Source organism: Nocardia ignorata NBRC 108230 (genome assembly GCF_001612905.1).
GTDB classification, from domain to species: Bacteria; Actinomycetota; Actinomycetes; order Mycobacteriales; family Mycobacteriaceae; genus Nocardia; species Nocardia ignorata.
In genome coordinates this window covers 23,698-42,285 of sequence record NZ_BDBI01000052.1, presented here as the reverse complement: position 1 = coordinate 42,285, position 18,588 = coordinate 23,698, and the positions used below count along the sequence as shown (strand labels likewise).

Below are 18,588 nucleotides of genomic sequence, written 5' to 3'. Positions count from 1 at the left end.
ACCGGTTCGGCCGCCGCTCTCGCGGGCCTCGAGGTGCTCGAGACCGGCAGCTCGGCATTCGACAGCCTCACCAGCGGTGGCGCCAACATCGTCGACATCCTGCTCGGCGCGCGCGAACTCAACACCCCCGCCGAGTAATTCGGTATAGCCGGACTTGCCGACCACTCCCCTCAGGTCGGTGTCGAATGCGGTGACGTGCCAGGTGCACGTCACCGCATTCTTCTGTCGCCACATACATTTCGGGCCATAAACAATTGCCGTCATGTTTGCGGCAGGATTACCGATTCCGTTGCCGGTGCCCGGTCGGCAGCCGATCAGCACCGGACACTGTCCGATTCGGCGTTGTCGCCCAGCGCCTTCGCGTGTCGGGCGGGCGCCGACGAGGCGGTCGGAGCGTGATACAGGCGAACACCAGGCAAAATACTCACCGGTCGGTAAAGAATCTTTACCGATAAGAGGTGAGGGATGAACTGGCAAGAGATCGAAACGTTCCTCGCGGTGGCCGAGGAACTGCACTTCGGCTGCCACGACGTTCCGCGCCGAGCGGCCCGCGTGCACAGTGGAGCTGCGTGAGGTCCAGCTGTCGGACCGGTTCGGTCAGCTGCGGCACCGCGAACTCGACCTGGTCTTCCTCGAGTACCACTTCCCCACCCACACCCCCGCGGGCCGACCGATCCATCGCTCGATGACCATGCCGTACTGGCAGGAAGTCATGGTCCAGATGGCAGCGGGCAACGGCATAGCCCTCGCCGCCGCCCGAGCCGGTCACTTCTACCCCCGCCCCAGGCCTGGTCTACCTCCCCTTCGACGACCTCCCACCCATCGAATACGGCCTGGTCTGGCGCGCCTCCGGTTTGTCCCCGGCCGGCACCGCCTTCGTCCGCACGATCACCGAGACCGCGCAAGCCGCTCCTGCGCACGAACCAGCATCGGATGTGACAGGTGGCCGGGCCCCGCGATGACGCATCGGAGCGGCGATCCCGTGCGTTTGTCTATCGGGCCGCGAGCGGGGGACGATCGGTAGACCATGGCCAAACAGAACCGTCGGCGTCGCACCGGACGCAAGCCCGCTCCGCCGACCGCTTTCGACGCGCTGTCGGGTGATCCGGCGGCCATCGCCGAGGCGATCATCGCCGCTGCCGCGCAGGGCGGGGCCGAGTCGCTCGGCACGGTGACTATTACCGACGAGCTCGCCGCAGGGGTCGAACTGGCCGGTCGGCGGCTCATTTCCCACGCCTCTGATCTCGGCTGGCTGCCGGGGGACATCCATCAGGCCGCGCGCCGACGCCTCGACGAGTTCGCGGTGGGGTATCTGCTGGATCTGATGGCGGCGCATCATCCCGATGCGAGGTGGGACGCGGAGCTCGACGAGCTCGATGCCTCCGTCTGGTGGACGACTCCCCACCTGCGGGCGTGGGCCGATCGTGCCTTGCTCACCGGCAGCGAGGCGCTGACAACGGTGATCGAAGCGCTCGCGCTGTTGCTGCGACTGCCGAAGCTCGAATCGTCCGGGCCGGTCCGGCCTCGGCACGGTGTGGACGAGAAGGTGCTCGGCCGGGTGCGCGGGCTGCTCGCCAAGGCCGAATCGACCTCGTTCCCCGACGAGGCCGAGACGCTGTCGGCCAAGGCGCAGGAGCTGATGACCAAGTACGCCATCGATCACCTGCTGCTCGAGCCGTCGAGCGATCTCCCGGCCACCCGCCGCATCTGGCTCGACACCCCCTACACCGACGCCAAAGCCCTGCTCATCGACCGGGTAGCGCACGCGAATCGCTGCCGCGCGATCTTCGCCGCCGAATGGGGTTTCGTCACCGTGGTCGGCGACGACACCGACCTCGACCTCGTCGAACTCCTGTCCACCTCCCTGCTGGTCCAGGCCACCCGCACGATGATCGACACCGCCGACACCGGCGAATCCCGCTCCCGCCACTACCGCAAAGCCTTCCTCACCGCCTACGCGGCCCGCATCGGCGAGCGCCTCACCGAGGCCACCGACACCACGATCGCCCACGCTCCGAACCACCTCCTCCCCGTCCTCGCGGCCCGGCAACACCAGATCGACAAGGCCTTCGACACCTACTTCCCCACCGCCCGCGCCAAAGGCATCACCATCCGCAGCGCCGAAGGCTGGGCCGCAGGTACCGAGGCCGCAACCGAAGCCCGCGTCGACCCTTCCTGATCGACATATAGCCGGTCAGTAAAGGTTTCGACCTCATCTGTGCGGCGTGCCCATCGACCCCGCCATCTGGGTGGCCGCCCATACGCCTCGACGACACTACGACGGTCGACACGCCCCGAGCGCGTGCAGCGCCCCGCTGCGACTGATCGGCGGCGCATACGTCACCACCCACCTACGCTGGTGAGATGCGCCCGATCGTGTCCGAAGCGGAACTGGGTGGGGGCTGGGAGGTTGCGGCTCCCGGTTCCGACCCGGTTCCGGGCGCGGTGATGGGTGGGTTCCTGGAGCGCGTCGGGGCAGGCGCGCCGATGCGGGTGTGCGCGCGGCCCGAGGTGACCGTCGTGATCCAGTTCGGCGAGGCTCCGCTGCGGGTCACAGCCGGTGGTGAACAGCGGCAGCTCGGCGGTGTGGTCGCCGGACTGGTACCGATGCCGCAGCAGGTGACGGCCGACCGCATCGAATGCCTCGAGATACGGCTGTCGCCCCTGTCCACGCGCACTCTGCTGGGCGCCGCTCCCTCCGAATTGCGCGGCGAGGTGGTCGATCTCGACGCAGTGTGGGGACGCGCAGCAACCCTACTGCGCGAGCAACTGTCCGAAACATTCACGTGGGCAGCGCGATTCACCATCCTGACGACATTCCTCGCCCACCGCGAACCAGTCGGCGCCGCCGACCCAGAGGTCGCGGCATGCTGGAACCGCATCGTCGCCACCGGTGGCCGAGTACGGGTGCAGGAGCTGGCGGAGTGGACCGGGTGGAGCCGGCAGCGACTGTGGTCCCGATTCACCGCACAAGTAGGTGTCACCCCCAAGCAGGCCGCGAAGATAGTTCGGTTCCGGCACGCACTGGATCGCCTCGCCGCCGGGCAGCCCGTGGCAGACGTCGCCGCGATCTGTGGCTACGCCGATCAGCCCCACCTCCATCGCGAGGTCGTCGCTTTCGCCGGCACCACGCCGCGCACCCTCACCCACTGATCGACCGGCCCACACCCACCGCCACCCGCACACACCGCCACCCGGTGTCATCGCGCACGACATCCCCGCGTCCGCCACCCCACACCCCATCGCAGTCGTCGGGGTCGGCACCGACGAGAGGTCCGCGCAGGCGCTGGTCGCCGCGGCGGCACCTACGCACCGACGTGTCGACGCACCAACCCACTGACGCACTGACGCACTGACGCACTGAGCATTGCAACTTCCGCTCCCAGAGCGGACATTCTTTCAAGACCTACGCGAGCTCCCCGCGCGACAGTTGATCCATGACGTCCTCTCTCGACAATCGGATTCGCGCGATCGAACACCGGGTTGCCGGTGCACACGGTCTGACCATCACCGAGCACTCACTGCCGCAACGTGATCCGCGCGTCAGAGTGCTCAGCGTCGGCGCGGGAAGTCCGTTGATCTACCTCAACGGCATCACCGCACCGGCGCTAGGCTTCGCACCGCTACTGTCCGAACTCCCCGGTTACCGCCACATCCTGGTCGAATTCCCCGGTCACGGACTGGCCCCTGCACCGCAGTGGACCGGCCCTTCACTGCGCGAATTCGCCGTCACCACATTGACCGGAACTCTCGACGCACTCGGCCTGCCGAAAGCGACCGTCATCGCCAACTCCCTGGGCGGCCTGTGCACATTCTGGACAGCATTGGACGCGCCCGACCGAATCTCGCGCGCCGTACTCATCGGCGCACCGGCTACCGCCCTGCCCGGCGCCCGGCCCGTTCCCGCAATGGTCTCCCTCTCCACCCCGCTCCGTGGCCGCCTGGAGCAGGCGCTCATGGGTTTGCCCTCACCGCGGTTCCTCGCCGAAGCCGCCCTGAGCGAGGCCCTCGGCGAGCAGGCGGTAGCCGCCATGTCGGACGACCTCGTCGACCTGCACCGGCTCCCCCTCCGCCGGCCAAGCCAAGCCGCCGCCTATCGCTCGCTGCTGAAGCGACTCCTCGACGGCCGCACACCACGCCCCGAAAACATCCTCACCCCAACAGAATTCAGCCGACTCGACATCCCACTGCTCTTCGTCTGGGGCCGCGACGACGTCATCCTCTCCCCCACCGACGCTCTCCCCAGCATCGAACACATCCCCACGGCGCACCTCGAAGAAGTCCCCGGCGGCCACAACCCCTGGTTCGACGACGCGGTCGCCTGCGCCACCCCGATCCACGCCTTCGTCACCGCCGGGCACGGCGCCGAATCCGCCCCGGCACCCCACCCGATCTCCTGACGATCACCGACCGAACCCGTCCCAGAAGGGCAGAACCATGCGCAAACACGACCCCATCACCACCGCGAAAACCCTCGACCAGTTCGACTTCCGCGAGCTGGCCCAGTTCAACACCGGAGCGTTCCGCATGTATCACGGCGCCGAACTCCCCGGCTCCGACTGGGAACTGCACCCCGATACCGACGAGTTCCTGATGGTCCTGCACGGCAGTGTCACCGTGGAGATCCTCACCGACGACAGCAGTCACCGGAACCGGCTCACCGCAGGACAATTCGTCGTCGTGCCGAAGGGCCACTGGCATCGCCACCTCGACATCGACAACGTCGTGGAGCTGTACTACACGCCGGGCGAGACGATCGAATCCACCGCCGACGATCCCAGGCTCGGCTGACCTACAGCGACCCGATCCAGTTGCGCAGCAACTGGGCACCCGCGTCGCCGGACTTCTCCGGGTGGAACTGGGTGGCCGAGAGCGGGCCGTTCTCGACGGCGGCGAGGAACGGCACGCCATGTTCGGCCCAGGTGAGTTTGGGCGGCGGAATGTGGTCGGCTTCGGGCAGTTCCCACTGCTGGGCCGCATAGGAGTGGACGAAGTAGAAGCGGGTGTCGGGGTCCATGCCTGCGAACAGGGTGCTGTCGGCGGGGGCTTTCACCGTGTTCCAGCCCATGTGCGGGAGGACGGGGGCCTCGAGCCCCGCGACCGTGCCCGGCCATTCACCACAGCCCTCGGTCTCCACCCCGAACTCGACACCCCGGTCGAACATGATCTGCATGCCGACGCAGATGCCGAGCACCGGGCGTCCACCGGCCAGCCGCTGCCCGATGATGCGCTCACCACGCACGGCGCGCAGCCCGGCCATGCAGGCCGCGAACGCGCCGACACCGGGGACGACGAGCCCGTCGGCCGCCAACGCCGCGGTCGGGTCGGCGGTGACCTCCACCTGGGCGCCGGCTCGCACCAGGGCGCGTTCGGCGGAGTGCAGGTTGCCGGAGCCGTAGTCCAGCAGCACGACGGATTTCACAGCACACCTTTCGTGGACGGCACACCGCTCACGCGGGGGTCGATCTCGACGGCCGCACGCAGAGCCCGTGCGACAGCCTTGAATTCGGCCTCGGTGATGTGGTGCTGGTCGCGCCCGTAGAGCACCCGGACGTGCAGGGCGATCCTTGCGTTCTGCGCGATCGATTCGAACACGTGCTTGTTGAGCACCGTCGAGTACGACGCACCGGGGCCCGCGCTCGGAATGATGGTGTGCACCAGGTGTTCCGGCTCGCCGGTGAACACGCAGTACGGTCGGCCCGACACGTCGACGGCGGCGTGGGCGAGGGTCTCGTCCATGGGAATGAAGGCGTCGCCGAACCGGCGGATGCCCTTCTTGTCACCCAGCGCCTGCCCCAGGGCCTGCCCGAACACGATGGCGGTGTCCTCGACGGTGTGGTGCGCCTCGATCTCGATATCGCCTTCGGCGCGCACCACCAGGTCGAACCCGGCGTGGGCGCCGAGGGCGGTGAGCATGTGGTCGTAGAACGGCACACCGGTGGAGATCTCGGTCTCGCCGCTGCCGTCGAGGTTCAGCTCCACCAGGATCGAGGATTCCTTGGTGACCCGTTCCACCCGCGCTGTTCTGCTCATGGTCTGTTTCTCCACGCTTTTAGTGAGTGAGGTCGGTGGCGGCGATATCGCGGCTCACGCGCAGGAACTCGTCGTTCTCGGCGGCGAGCCCGATGGTGGCGCGCAGGTAGCCGGGAATGCCGACATCGCGGATGAGTACCCCGGCGTCGAGGTAGTGCTGCCAGGCGCGGGCCGCGTCGGTGAACCGGCCGAACAGCACGAAGTTGGCGTCGCTGGGGATCACCTGGAACCCGAACGAGGCGAGCGCCGCGGCGACCCGATCGCGCTGGGACGCCAATTCGGCCACACTGGCGAGGGTTTCGTCGGCGTGGCGCAGGGCGGCGCGGGCGGCGGCCTGGGTGACCACCGACAGGTGATACGGCAGCCGGACGAGCAGAATCGCATCGATCACCGCGGGCGAGGCCGCCAGGTAGCCGAGGCGACCGCCCGCGAAGGCGAACGCCTTGCTCATGGTGCGGGTGACGACCAGCTTGGTCGGGTACCGGTCGATCAGGGTGATCGCGCTCGGCGCGGCCGAGAACTCGCCGTACGCCTCGTCGACCACCACGATGCCCGGTGCGGCGTCGAGCACACGCTCGAGGTCGTCGATCGGGACGCTGTGCCCGGTCGGGTTGTTCGGGCTGGTCACGAACACCACGTCGGGACGGCGTTCGGCGATCTGCGCGACGGCGTAGTCGATGTCGAGGGAGAAGTCGCTGCCGCGCGCGGCCTCGAGCCATTCGGTGTCGATGCCCTCGGAGATGATCGGGTGCATCGAGTACGACGGCACGAAACCCAGGGCGCTGCGGCCCGGTCCGCCGAAGGCCTGCAACAGCTGCTGCAGGATCTCGTTGGACCCGTTGGCCGCCCACACATTGCTGGTGTCGACGGCGACACCGGTCTGGCGGGTCAGGTACTCGGCCAGATCGTGGCGCAGCGCGACCGCGTCCCGATCCGGGTAGCGGTGCAGATCGGCGGCGGCGGCCCGCACCGACTCGGCGACATCGTCGACGAGCGCACGACTCGGCGGGTGCGGGTTCTCGTTGGTGTTGAGCTGCACCGGCACTGTCAATTGCGGTGCGCCGTACGGAGATTTGCCGCGCAGGTTGTCGCGCAGCGGCAGCTGATCGAGGGTCGCCGAGGCGCCGGGCACGGTGGGAGTGCTCATGACAACGCCTCGAACCGCGCCTGCACAGCCTGGCCGTGCGCGGGCAGGTCTTCGGCATTCGCCAGCGCCACCACATGTCCGGCGACATCCTTGAGCGCCGCCTCGGTGTATTCCACGATGTGGATGCCACGCAGGAAGGTCTGCACACTCAACCCCGAGGAGTGCCGTGCGCAGCCCGCGGTCGGCAGCACGTGATTGGACCCGGCGCAGTAGTCACCGAGACTCACCGGCGCCCACGGACCCACGAAGATCGCGCCCGCGCTGCGCACTCGCGCCGCCACGGCCGACGCGTCGGCGGTCTGGATCTCGAGGTGTTCGGCGGCGTAGGCGTCGACCACCCGCAGTCCCTGGGCGATGTCGTCGACGAGCACGATCCCGGACTGCTTGCCGCTCAATGCTTCCCGCACCCGGTCGTGGTGCTTCACCACGGCCAGCTGGGCATTGACGGCGGCATCGACCGCGTCGGCGAGGGCGACGGAATCGGTGACGAGCACGCTGGCGGCGAGCACATCGTGCTCGGCCTGGCTGATCAGGTCGGCGGCCACGTGCACCGGGTCGGCGGTGGCGTCGGCCAGCACGGCGATCTCGGTGGGGCCCGCCTCGGCGTCGATACCGACCAGGCCGCGGCACAGCCGCTTGGCGGCCGTGACATAGATATTGCCCGGTCCGGTGATGAGGTCGACCGGCTCCAGCGCGGCGCCGTCGGTATCGGTGCCGCCGTAGGACAGCAGCGCCACGGCCTGCGCGCCACCGACGGCCCACACCTCGTCGACACCGAGCAGCGCGGCGGCCGCCAGGATCGTCGGGTGCGGCAGCCCACCGAACTGCGCCTGCGGCGGCGAGGACACCACCAGCGATTCCACGCCCGCGGCCTGCGCCGGGACGACGTTCATCACGACCGAGGACGGGTACACGGCGTTACCGCCGGGTACGTACAGGCCGACCCGTTCCACCGGCACCCACTTCTCGGTGACGGTGCCGCCGGGCACCACCTCGGTGACCGAGTCGGTGCGGCGCTGATCGGCGTGCACCTTCCTGGTCCGCTCGATGGCGACCTCGAGCGCGGCGCGCACGGCGGGGTCGAGGGCGTCGAGGGCTTTGCCCAGCTCGGCGACCGGCACCCGGACCGCGCCGGGGCGGACACCGTCGAACTTCGCGCTGTAGTCCAGCGCGGCTTCGGCGCCCCGGTCGCGGATGTCTTCGACGACCGGCCGCACATGATGCAGCACCGAGTCGACGTCGACCCCTCCGCGCGGCAGCGCGGTGCGCAGCTCGGCGGCGGAGGGAGTACGACCGCGCAGATCGACGCGGGCGAGCTCGATGCGGGGAGTCATATCGGAGTGCGGTCCTGTTCTGTGCGTGGCATCAGGTCAGGTACCAGCCTAATGGGCGGCAACCACCGGTTTTCCGCCACATCCTCCTCGCGCGCCGATCCGCCCGTGTGTATCGGGCGGACCAGCGGTTTTCGGCGGCTGATCTAGCGGGTGTCGCCGTCGATGCGTAGGTTCCCGTTGTAGTTCACCACGCGCATGACCATGGACTTGGTCTGGCCGTCGATGGTGATGCTGGCCAGGCGCATATCGGTCGAGCCGTCGGCGTTGTTGCCGCTGACGGCGGTGATGCTGGTGAAGCTGGTGATGACGCGCGAGTTCCAGTACTGCCGGAACTCGGCCTCGCTGCCGTACACCTGCTGCGCGGCGGGGGTGAGCATCGACCACGACCCGGCGGGATCGCTGAAGAAGTTCTCCACCAGCAGACCGGCCGAGCCGATGTTCACGGTGCCGGTATTGGGCGCCTGACCCAGCGCGGGGATCGCCGAGGTCGTCGTCGGCGCGACAGCGGCCTGGGCCGTCGTCGTCGAATTCGCCTGCACCTGAGGCGAATCGGAGTCCGACCCACTCATGGCGCTGATCGCGACGGCGATCGCGGCGATCACCGCACCCACACCCGAGCCGATCAGCACCGCACGACCCTTGCCCGCCTGCTTGCGGGGCGCGGGGGCGGGCTGGGCCTGGGTGGGCGGATGCGCGGCGGTGTCGTAACGCGGCTGCGGGCGCGGCTGCGAACGGATCTGACGGGTCGCCGCGCTGGACGCACCCGCGTGCGAGGCACGCCTGCCGCCGGACTGCCGGATCACCTGCGTGGTGGCGGCCGAATTGCGGCGGCCGTACGCCTCGCTGGCGGGGACGAATCCCGCGGGCACAGCGTCGGCGTCGTCGGCGAAGGCGGCCAGCGCGTCGCGGGCCTCGGTCATCGTCGGACGATCGAGCGGTTCCGGGTTGAGCAGGTCGAGCAGGAAATCGGTGGCCGGACCGGCATTGTGCGGTTCGCGCACCTGGCCGTTGGCGGCCGCGTAGAGCACGGCGAGCGGGTTGGCGTTGGCGCCGTAGGGCGGTTCGCCTTCCAGCGCGTGGAACAGGGTGGCGCCGAGGGCGAACACGTCGGCGGCCGGTGTCGGGTCGGCGCCGCGCGCCACTTCGGGCGCCAGGTACGCGGCGGTGCCGCAGATGAGGCCGGTCTCGGTGAGGGTCACATCGCCCGCGGCCCGCGAGATGCCGAAGTCGGTGATCTTCACCTCACCGTGCTCGCCGAGCAGGATGTTGCCCGGCTTCACGTCGCGGTGCACGAGCCCGGCCTGGTGGGCGGCGATCAGCGAGGACGCCACCTGCTCACCGATGCGGGCCACCTCGAGCAGCGGCAGCGGGCCCTTCTGACCCAGTTCCGCGGCGAGGCTCACCGACTTCAGGTATTCCATCACCAGGCACGGATCACCGTTGTGCTCGGTGATGTCGAAAACGACGATGGCATTGGGATGCTGGAAGCGTGCCGCATTGCGAGCTTCGCGAATCGCACGCTGGCGCAGCACATCTCGCTCGGCCTCGGGCAGGCTCGGCTTGATGTGGATCTGCTTCACCGCAACCGAGCGTTGGAGGCGTTCGTCGACAGCGCGCCATACAACGCCTGTGCCGCCGCTACCAATACGCTCGACCAGGCGGTAATGCTCCGCGATCTTCTGACCGGTATCGATGGCGCCTACTCCGAACCTTCTCGAAATTGTGACATCCCGCGTATTGACCATGGGTATGGCCCGCCGACGAGTGTAGCTCGACTGGTGGTGACCGCGTGCGGCAGCGGGGGGATTGCACGCCTGCGGAGAGTGAGATGGCTCATCGTGTCACACGAAGCATCCTGCCCGCCGACTCGACCGCCGGTCCGGAGCTGCCCGCGTCGGCGACGAACACCGCGAAGGCGAGGTCGCCGCGGATTCCGACGAACCACCCGTGTGCGTGTTCGTCGTCGATGTACTCGGCGGTGCCGGTCTTGCCGAGCAGGCCGGGGATGTCGCGCAGGGCGGTGGCGGTCCCAGCGCTCACGGTCTCGGCCATCATGGCTTCCACCTGCGATGTCACCGCGGCGGGCACCGGTTCGGTCCGGCGGTCGGCGGCGCCCGGACGGCCCACGATCACCGAGGGAGTCGGTGCGGTTCCGTGGGCGAGCGAGGCGGCGACGAGCGCCATCCCGAACGGTGACGCGGTGACCGTGCCCTGGCCGATGCTCGCCTCCACCTGTTGCGCCGGATTCTGCGCGGCGGGAACTTTCCCGGTGACTGTCGTCAAGCCGGGTGTCACATAGTCCACGCCGAGGCCGAGTTGCGCGGCGGCCTGGGTGAGCCCGTCGGCGGGCAGGCGCACACCGAGCTGCGCCATCGTCGTATTGCATGACCGGGCGAAGGCGGTGTGCAGCGGCACGTCACCGAGGTCGAAACCGTCGTCGTTGGGGATGGTTCGGCCCTCGATGGTGGCGCGGCCGGGGCACGGCAGCACGGTGTCGGCGGTGACACCGCCCGCCTGCAACGCGGCCGACACGGTGACGGTCTTGAATGTCGATCCCGGCGGATAAAGCCCGGTGAGCGCGATGGGGCCCTGCGCGTCGGCGGGTGCGTTCTGCGCGACGGCGAGCACCTCCCCCGTCGAGGGCCGCAGTGCCACGATGGCGGCGGGCGTCGGCACGGGCGCCAGCGCACCTTCGGCGGCGTTCTGCAGGTCGATGTCGAGGGTGGTGGCGATGTCGGTGGTCGCGGTGGCGTCGGGACCGGCGATGCGCTGGGTCCCCGAGGGGGTGTGGGCGCGTATCGCCCAGCCCGCCGCGTCGTCGGCCTGGTGCTGCCACAGTTCGGTCAGTCCGGCCAAGGTCGGTGCCGCGAGGGTCTTGTCGACGGTCAGCAGCCTCGGCTGCGGTGCGAGGGTCACACCGCGCAGCCCGGTCAGCGTGTCACGGACCGGTGCGATGTCGGCCTCGCGCAGGGCGACCGCGGTGATCGGTTTGCCTTGGGCCGCATCGAGATCCGTTCTCAGGGTGGCCTCGGTGACGCCGTGCGGCGCGAGCGCGGCGGCCACGGCGGGCAGGTCGGCGTCCGGGGCGACGGTCACCAGGGTGACCACCTGCTCGGTCATCAGCTCACCACCGCTCGCGTCGAGTACGCGTGCGGGTTTCGGCGGTACGGGGCTGTAGCTGAGCGGGCCGAGGTCGAGGCCGGGCGCGACGGTGGCGGGGTTCCAGTCGATCGTCCAGTCGTTCTCGTCGGCCGTTCCGGTGCTGGTGTAGGTCCATTCGTCCTGACCGCCCGTGCCGAGCTTCCAGGTGGATTCGAGGGTGAAGCTCGCCTCGTCGGTGGCGCTCACCCGCACGGTGTCGTTCTTGCCGAGGTTCTCGAACAGGGTGGTGAGCGTCTGGCGGGCCTGGTCGGGCGCGTCGGTGAGGGCCGCGGCGGCCGCCGCGTCACCACTGCTCAGGGCCTTCGCGAAAGCCTCGGCGACGGTCTGTGGCTGGTCCGGTCCGGACGAGCACGCGACGGGCACGACAGCGAGCGCGACGAGCAGGACCGATGCCTTGCGGGGTATGCGCACCGGTCCGAGGGTAGCCGGATCCGCGGCGCGCGTGGTGATCTCGCTCTCACCACCAGCCGGTGACGGCGGCGATCTGGCGGCCCAGTTCGGGGGCGAGTGATCGGGCGTAACTGGCGGTGAGGTGGTGTTCGTCGCGATAGATCAGCACATTGCCCTCGACGACCCGGCAACGTTGCGGGCGGCACACGGCATCGGAGAGATCGAGCAGGTAGATGTTCGGATAGCCGGCGGCCGGTTCGGCGGCCGGGTCCACCGCGTCGAGCGCCTCGGCGCGGTCCATCCCGCAACTGTCGGGGTCGCCGCGATGGGCCAGACAGTCCGGGGCCCGATAGAACACACCGTCGCGTCGCAGCCGCGGCGTGTCGCGCAGGGCGAGCACATTGAGCCCGCGATCCTGCAGCGCCGACCACACCTCGAGGTATTCGCCGGGCACCTCGTCGCCCGGTGCGTCCTGGCGGTAGCGGGTCGACAGCGTGACCACCCAGTCCGGTTGCTCGGCGGCCAGCCGGTCGAGCACTTCCACCGACCACTCGTGACATTCGGGGAACGGCCATTCGGCGTAGGACGGCTCGTCGACCAGCACCAGCGGGCACCCCTCCTTGAGGTAGGACACCACCCGGAAGCCGTGTTCGGCGCCGAGCACCTCGAGTGCGGGCAACCAGTGTTCGGAATGCGAGCCGCCGACGAGCGCGATCGAGCGGGTGGCGTCGGGGTCGCCGTAGACGCAGGTGCGGACCTCGCGGTTGGGCGTGATGCACCCGTCGGTCGTCGGCGACGGGGTGTCGACGTGACCTTCGAACACGGTGGGCCGCATGGGCGCCTTGGGGAATTCGGCGCCGGAGAGCAGCGCGGTCGCTCCCGGGTAGCGCAGGCTGTCGAGGTTTTCCGGTGGCACGGCCGGGTTCGCGAGCAGCACCATCTGCCAGCCGAGGGCCGAGGCGAGCACGGCGACTGTGAGCGCCCCGACGAGCGTCCCGGTGGCCCGGTGCGGCGGTGTCTCCTGACCGCGCGGCCCCATCCGCAGGGGTGCCTCGATCCAGCGCGCGGTGGCATAGGCGGGGATCAGGGAAACACCGATCACCACCAGCCCGTCGACGACACCCGCGTCGGTCCGCCCGGTCTCGCCCAGGTAGAAGATGAGAATCGGCCAGTGCCACAGGTACAGCGGGTAGGCCATCGCGCCCAGTTCGGTGCACACCCGTCCCGACAGCAGCCGGGTCGCGGTGCCCGGTGTGGTGCCCGATCCGAATCCGGCGGCGATCACCAGGCAGGCGGCGGTCACCGGCCACAGGGCGGCGACGCCGGGAAACTGGGTCGCGCCGTCGAAGAGCGGACCGCAGGCGAACACCATGAGGAGCCCGACCGCAGCCGCCAGGCCGCGCAGCCGGGTCGGCAGGCGCAGCCAGGGCGCGGCGACGGCGAGTACAGCGCCCGCGAGCAGTTCCCACCCACGCGCGAGACTGTCGTAATAGGTCCAGGCCTGATGGTGGCCGGTGCCGACCGTGGCGTACCAGAACGAGAGCAGCCCGATTCCGGTCAGCGCCGCGATGAGCGTCGCCCGGTCGGCCCTGCCCCGGCGGCGCAACCACGCCCACCCGGCCAAAAGCGCGAAGATCACCAGGTAGAACTGTCCCTGCACCGACATCGACCACAGGTGTTGCAGCGGGCTCACGGTCGGGTCGGGCGCGGTGTAGTCGAGTTCGGCGACGGCCAGATACCAGTTCTGGACGTAGAACATCGAGGCGAGAGTCTGCGCGGCGGTTTCACCGAGCAGGGTGTAGGGCCGCAGGGTGATCGTCGCGACCGCGACCGCCGCCAGCACGACGACCAGCGCGGGGGTGAGCCTGCGCAGGGTCCGGCGCGCGGTCTCGGTGGCGGCCACCCGGCCGGTGCGTTCCACCCCGCGCACGATCGCGCCGGTGAAGAAGAAGCCCGAGAGAACGAGGAACACGTCCACGCCACCGGAGACCCGGCCCGCCCACACGTGGAACGCCACGACCAGCGCGATCGCCACGCCGCGCAGCCCGTCCAGGTCCGACCGCCAGCCGGGCCGGGCAGCGGCCCCGCTCGAACGGGCCCCCTGCTCCGGCTGACCCGGCAACGCGACATGAACCTTCGGCACGAACGACCCCACTGATTCGGACCCCACCGCAGCGATCGGGTTTGTTTCCCGGCAAGTAACCATCAATTTGCCGTAGCGACACGGTGGAAGCAAACTGCCGAGCCGTGTCGGTGGGACCGAAATCAGCTCAGATGGTGCGCCAGGGTGTGGTGACGAGCACGTCCGCGTCGGCGGGTTCCAGTTCGATGTCGAAGACGTCGGTCAGCACCTTCGGCAGGTCGGTGGCATCGATCTCGCGGCTTTCGCTGGTGCCGTCGGGGTATTCGGTCACCAGGGTGAGGTCGTCGAGCACGTGGTGGACGTCGGGCCGGAAGCGCTGCAGGAACGGCCGGGTGGTGAACGGTGAGTGTGGCGAGGTCGACACGAAGTGGTTGCCTACCGCGAAGTCGATGCGGTACTGCGGGTTCTCGGTGAAGGTGTAGCGGTCGATCCAGCCGTCACGGCCGAACTGGTGGAGCACCCAGAGGTTGTCGCGGTGCTCGAGCCGGAAGCGCCAGTCGCCCATCGTGAATTCGCCCGCGCTGTCGGCCAATTCGAACGGCGCGAGTGGACCGGCACCGAACCCGACATCGCAGATCCAGACCCGGTCGTCGTCGGGGGCGGTGACGCGGAGCAGGGCGTGGGTGGCGGGCCGGATCGCCCCGGTGGCCAGCGAGCCGAAGGTCACCCGGCCGCTCAGGCCACGCACCTCGAATCCGAGGCATTCCAGCGCGGCGGCGAAGAGACCGGCGTTCTCGTAGCAGTATCCGCCGCGAGCGTGCCGGACCAGTTTGTCCTGCAGGGATTTCAGGTCGAGCGGGATGCCGCGGCCGAGGATGATCTCGAGGTTCTCGAAGGGGATGGTCGTGGTGTGGGCGCGTACGAGGGCGCGCAGGGTGTCGACCGAGGCTGTGCGCGGCCCGTCGTAGCCGATCCGGGCCAGATAGGCGTCCAGATCGAGCTCCTCGCCCAGCCAGCGTTCGTCGCGTGCCACGGCCTCGGTCATCGCATCCTCGTTTCGGTCGGCGTCTGTTTCGCACAACCGAGCCACGCCACGGGTTGTTCCCGCACAGCACACGGTCCCCGTCACCCCTGGTAGCCGAGGGTGGCGGGGACCGTGGCACCCGCGTGTCGGGCGCGGGTGGCGGCGGGCGACGTCAGCGCAGGGCTACCTCCGAGCCGCGGTGCAGCTCTACGGGCGCGGTTTTGCTCGCGGTGTCGGCATTGATCCCCTTGGCGGCCGGATTCGCCTGCTCGAGTTGGGGTTTGCGGTCGAGCAGGGTCTTGGTGAGGACGCAGGCGAGGTTCGCGTCGAGGTCGTCGCGGACCACGAGCAGGTTGGGCACGACCACGGTCGGCACGTCGGCACTCAGGCCGTAGGTGGCGGCCGGGATCGAGCCGGCCTCGTAGACCGGGTTGATCTCCTTCAGCTTCGGCAGCGCCCCCGTGATGTCGAGGAATCTGACCTTGTCCTTCGCGGTGGTGAACAGGTCGGTGATGCCGGGCGTCGGCAGGCCGCCCGACCAGAACATGGCGTCGATCGAGCCGTCCTTGAGACCGTCGACGGTCTTGGTGAGGTCGAGGCGCTGGGCGGAGATATCGGTGTCGGGGTTGAGACCCGAAGCCTGCAGAACGCGCTGGGCGATCACCTCGGTGCCCGATTTGGGCGAGCCGGTGGAGACCCGTTTGCCGCGCAGGTCGGCCAGGGAGTCGATGCCCGCGTCGGCGCGCACGATCACCTGGGTGTAGTTGTCGTAGAGCCGGGCCAGCGCGCGTACCGGCTGGACGCTGGTGAAGCTGCCCTTGCCCTGCACGGCGTCGGCGGCGGAGTCGGCCAGCGAGAAGCCGACCTGGTAGGTGCCGCCGACCACCTGCTGGATGTTCTGCACCGAGGCGCCCGTCTCGGCGGCGGTCGCCTTGACCTTGCCGTCGGTGGCCGCCGAGATCTGTTCGGCGTAGGCGTTGCCGAGCGCGAAGTACACGCCGGTCGCATTGCCGGTGGCGATGCCGATCCTGGTGTCCTGCTTCACTTCACAGCTCACCTCGCCGCCGCTGTCAGCCGTCGGCGAGTCCTGTCTGCCGCCGCAGCCGGTGAGCAGGGCGGCGGCGGTGCTCGCCGCGACAACGATGCCAAGTGTTCTGATCATGACGACCTCTCTCCTCGACGGCGGCGCCGCCTGCTGACCGATCACGGTGTGCCCGTGGCTTTTCGATGACGCACGCGTTCGACGACCCCCGCCGCTGCGGCGACTACGAGCACACCGAGCCCGATCGCCGTCGCCGTCGGATGCGGGTACAGCAGTGTGAGACCGGCGGCGCCCGCGAGCACGCGCGGCACCGCTCCCACCGCGCCGATGCCGAGGATCCAGCCGCCGGTCGCGGCCGCCAGCGCCGCGACGCCGACGCACGCGGCCGCGGTCACCCACAGCACGTCGAGCAGCGCGCCACGGCCGAGCAGGTGCTGCCCGGAATCGGTGAGCACGAACATCAGCGGCACGAGGAACGCGGGCAGCGCGTAGCGCAGCGCCGACCACATGGTCGGCATGGCCTTCGCGCCGGTGACGGCGGCGGCGCCGACGGCGGCGAGCGCGGTCGGCGGGGTCACCTCCGAGAGCACCGAGAAGTAGAAGACGAACATGGCGGCGGCGGGCGCGGCGACGTGCAGGTCGAGCAGGGCGGGCCCGATGATCACCCAGCCGATCACGAACGACGCCGTCACCGGAACCGCGAGACCGAGCAGCGACAACGCGATCGCGGCGAGCAGCGCGGTGGTGGCGAGCACGACGGCGGGGTCGTCGGACAGCACCGAACCTGCCCGCACCAGCAGCGAGGCCAGCTGGGCGCCGAGACCGGTCTTGGTGGTCATCGCGGTGATCACACCCGCCGCCGCACACACGGCGACGACCGGCAGCGCCGAGCGCATCCCGAGTGAGAGCGCGCGCAGGGCTTCGAACACGAACCGCAGCAGTGCTTTTCGCGTCCAGAGGCCAGTGGTGGCCGCCTGCTTCGTCGCCGTTGCGCCTGAGGACGATACGGCTCCGGTCGCCTCGCGAGCTCGCAGCATCCGATCCGGCACGGCCAGGATCAAGGCGAGCGCCGTGGCGTAGACGACGGCACGGGTCGCGCTCACGCCGGCGAGCAGCAGCACCACGATGACGATCAGCGACGAGAAGTGATACCCGAAGCGCCCCAGCAGTTTCCACCACGGGGTTGGCAGCGGGCCGTCGGCGAGATCGGCCGGGGCGCGCCCTTCCGCATGGATGCGACGGGCGTCGATCTCCACCGACAGCAGGATGCCGAGGTAGTACAGCAGGGTCGGGATGAGCGCCCAGCCGAGCACGGTCACATACGACACGTCGAGGTACTCGGCGACGATGAACGCCGCCACCCCGAGCGTCGGCGGTGACAGGATCGCGCCCACACCCGCCGCCGCGAGCATGCCGCCCGCCTGTTCCGGCCGGTAACCCGCCCGCTTCAGGATCGGCCAGGTGACCGCACCGGTACTCACTGCCGTCGCCGTGCCGGACCCGGACACGGTGCCGAGCAGGAATCCCGACGCCACCGCCGTTCGCCCGGCCGCACTGTGCGAGCGCCGGAACAGCGACACCGACAGGGCGACGAAGAACCTTGCGGCGCCGGAGAATTCGAGTACCGCGCCGTACAGGGTGAACAGCACGATGTAGCTGGCCGCCACGTCGAGCGGGGTGCCGTAGAACCCGCTGCCCGAGTTGTACAGCGCGTCGACGATCTGATCGATGTCGAGCCCGGCGTGGGCGATGGCCCAGTTCTGCGGCAGCAGCCCGCCGTAGTAGCCGTAGGCGAGGAACACCAGGCACACGATCGGCAGGATGACGCCGGTCGTGCGCCTGCATGCCTCGAGCACGAGGACCAGCAGCAACCCACCCATCGCCACATCGAGCGGGGCGAGCATGCCCTGGCGGTCGAGGAAGGCGTTGTAGCCGCCGCCCGCGTCACCGAAGGTCACCGGCAGGATCGGATACAGGCACACCACCAGGGCGATCGCCGCGAGCACCCAGTCGAGCACCGAGGGTGCGTCGGCCCGGTCGAGCCTGCCCCACCAGGACCGGTAGCTCAGATACACCAGCGGCAAGGCGATCCCGAGGAACACCACCAGGTAGTACTGGCTGCCCTGGGCCAGCGGCCGGAACACCTGCCAGATCGACAGCAGCGCCACCGCGAGCGCGATGACCCCGACCAGCCTGGCCGGGAACCCCGACAGGGTCCGTGCGGGCCGTTCCTCGTCGTCCACGCCCAGCTCAGCCGCGGTGACAACGGGTGGCGCAACGCTCATGTGCGGACGATAGCAACGGGATTCGGGCGTCGGAGCGAAAACGGTGACCGGGCGGTCTGCACAAAATGGACACTATGTGGGCGGGCGT

At 69.4% G+C, this 18,588-nt stretch carries 14 protein-coding genes; 4 read left to right on the top strand and 10 right to left on the bottom strand.

Translation table 11 applies throughout. From position 1 onward, the window contains the following. The first annotated feature begins 1,027 nt into the window (after positions 1-1,027). The 4 genes from NI2_RS31700 to NI2_RS31685 all read left to right on the top strand — a co-directional run bounded on the left by NI2_RS31700 (position 1,028) and on the right by NI2_RS31685 (position 4,791). Positions 1,028-2,179, top strand: a complete 1,152-nt coding sequence (locus NI2_RS31700; protein ID WP_067498756.1) for a DUF2786 domain-containing protein — start codon at positions 1,028-1,030, stop codon at positions 2,177-2,179. Between the two features lie 185 nt (positions 2,180-2,364). Then, positions 2,365-3,153, top strand: a complete 789-nt coding sequence (locus NI2_RS31695) for a helix-turn-helix domain-containing protein (RefSeq protein ID WP_067498754.1) — start codon at positions 2,365-2,367, stop codon at positions 3,151-3,153. Between the two features lie 284 nt (positions 3,154-3,437). After that, the gene (locus tag NI2_RS31690) at positions 3,438-4,400 is read left to right on the top strand and encodes an alpha/beta fold hydrolase (protein WP_067498752.1); all 963 of its coding nucleotides are present in this window, start codon (positions 3,438-3,440) and stop codon (positions 4,398-4,400) included. Positions 4,401-4,437: 37 nt separating this feature from the next. Then, entirely contained in the window at positions 4,438-4,791 is a 354-nt protein-coding gene (locus tag NI2_RS31685) for a cupin domain-containing protein (RefSeq protein ID WP_067498750.1), read from the top strand. A gap of 1 nt (position 4,792) precedes the next feature. Here the strand turns inward: NI2_RS31685 and hisH are convergent, their stop codons facing one another. The 10 genes from hisH to NI2_RS31635 all read right to left on the bottom strand — a co-directional run bounded on the left by hisH (position 4,793) and on the right by NI2_RS31635 (position 18,500). Next, the gene (gene hisH / locus NI2_RS31680) at positions 4,793-5,422 is read right to left on the bottom strand and encodes an imidazole glycerol phosphate synthase subunit HisH (RefSeq protein ID WP_067498749.1); all 630 of its coding nucleotides are present in this window, start codon (positions 5,420-5,422) and stop codon (positions 4,793-4,795) included. Beyond that, on the bottom strand, positions 5,419-6,033 hold the full coding sequence (hisB, locus tag NI2_RS31675) for an imidazoleglycerol-phosphate dehydratase HisB (protein ID WP_067498774.1): 615 nt from the start codon (positions 6,031-6,033) through the stop codon (positions 5,419-5,421). The genes hisH and hisB overlap by 4 nt, the downstream gene beginning before the upstream one ends. Positions 6,034-6,052: 19 nt before the next feature. Beyond that, a complete protein-coding gene (locus NI2_RS31670; protein WP_067498747.1) occupies positions 6,053-7,180 on the bottom strand; it encodes a histidinol-phosphate transaminase in 1,128 nt (375 codons plus the stop codon). Beyond that, the gene (hisD, locus tag NI2_RS31665; protein ID WP_067498745.1) at positions 7,177-8,514 is read right to left on the bottom strand and encodes a histidinol dehydrogenase; all 1,338 of its coding nucleotides are present in this window, start codon (positions 8,512-8,514) and stop codon (positions 7,177-7,179) included. The genes NI2_RS31670 and hisD overlap by 4 nt, the downstream gene beginning before the upstream one ends. Before the next feature lie 143 nt (positions 8,515-8,657). Then, positions 8,658-10,259: a serine/threonine-protein kinase gene (locus tag NI2_RS31660; protein WP_084477072.1), complete on the bottom strand. Its 1,602-nt coding sequence runs from the start codon at positions 10,257-10,259 to the stop codon at positions 8,658-8,660. Between the two features lie 88 nt (positions 10,260-10,347). Further along, positions 10,348-12,087, bottom strand: coding sequence for a penicillin-binding transpeptidase domain-containing protein (locus NI2_RS31655; protein WP_067498743.1), 1,740 nt, complete (start codon positions 12,085-12,087; stop codon positions 10,348-10,350). Between the two features lie 46 nt (positions 12,088-12,133). Then, entirely contained in the window at positions 12,134-14,209 is a 2,076-nt protein-coding gene (locus NI2_RS31650) for an acyltransferase family protein (RefSeq protein WP_243750128.1), read from the bottom strand. Between the two features lie 127 nt (positions 14,210-14,336). Beyond that, entirely contained in the window at positions 14,337-15,194 is an 858-nt protein-coding gene (locus NI2_RS31645) for an arylamine N-acetyltransferase family protein (RefSeq protein WP_067498741.1), read from the bottom strand. A 151-nt stretch (positions 15,195-15,345) separates the two neighbouring features. After that, complete coding sequence (locus NI2_RS31640) at positions 15,346-16,335, bottom strand: TAXI family TRAP transporter solute-binding subunit (RefSeq protein WP_067498768.1); 990 nt, start codon at positions 16,333-16,335, stop codon at positions 15,346-15,348. A gap of 41 nt (positions 16,336-16,376) precedes the next feature. After that, complete coding sequence (locus NI2_RS31635; protein ID WP_067498739.1) at positions 16,377-18,500, bottom strand: TRAP transporter permease; 2,124 nt, start codon at positions 18,498-18,500, stop codon at positions 16,377-16,379. Positions 18,501-18,588 lie beyond the last annotated feature (88 nt).